General features: G+C 69.2%; 1 protein-coding gene. It reads left to right on the top strand.

Features of this window, described 5'->3' with window-relative positions; translation table 11 throughout:
* On the top strand, positions 1–835 hold an 835-nt coding region (locus ACT89H_RS29395), incomplete at both ends, for an AMP-binding protein (RefSeq protein ID WP_445111922.1).

Below are 835 nucleotides of genomic sequence, written 5' to 3'. Positions count from 1 at the left end.
CACCCTCGCGCGCGTGGTGGAGGACCTGCCCAGCGAAATCGACTGGGTTGTCATCGATTCCGACACCTGCGCCCGGCAGTTGGAGGACTACCCGGCCGAACCGGTCACCTATGCGGATCGGCTGCGCCAGTTGCGTGCGGAGCATCCGGCCTACGTCATCTACACCTCCGGTTCCACGGGCATGCCGAAGGGTGTGGTGGTCACTCAGGCCGGTTTGGCGGGTTTCTGTGCCGAGCAGCGTGATCGGTATCGGGTGACGAGCGCGTCGCGGACGTTGCATTTCGCGTCGCCGTCGTTCGACGCGTCGGTGCTGGAGTTGTTGCTCGCGATCGGCGGCGCGGCCACCATGGTCGTGGTGGCGCCGACGGTCTACGGCGGTGACGAGCTGGCCGCGCTGCTGCGCAGAGAGGCGGTCACGCACGCGTTCATCACCCCGGCCGCGCTGGCGTCGGTGGATCCGGCGGGGCTGGACGAGTTGCGCGTGGTGGTGGCCGGTGGTGAGGCGTGCCCGCCGGAGCTGGTGCGGCGCTGGGTGCGCCCGATCGCCGAGGGCGAGCGCGAGTTCTACAACGGGTACGGCCCGACCGAGACCACGATCATGACGAACATCAGCGCGCCGCTGGTGCCGGGGCAGCCGGTGACGATCGGCGCGCCTGTTCCGGCGACCACCGAATATGTGCTGGACGAGCGCCTGGTGCCGGTGCCGATCGGCGTGGTCGGCGAACTGTACATCGGCGGACCCCAGTTGGCGCGCGGCTACCAGTTGCGCCCCGGCCTCACCGCCGTGCGATTCGTCCCTAATCCGTTCGACCCGAACCACTCTCGGCTCTACCGC

This window comes from Nocardia aegles, assembly GCF_052545135.1.
This window is presented reverse-complemented; position numbering and strand designations above follow the sequence as displayed.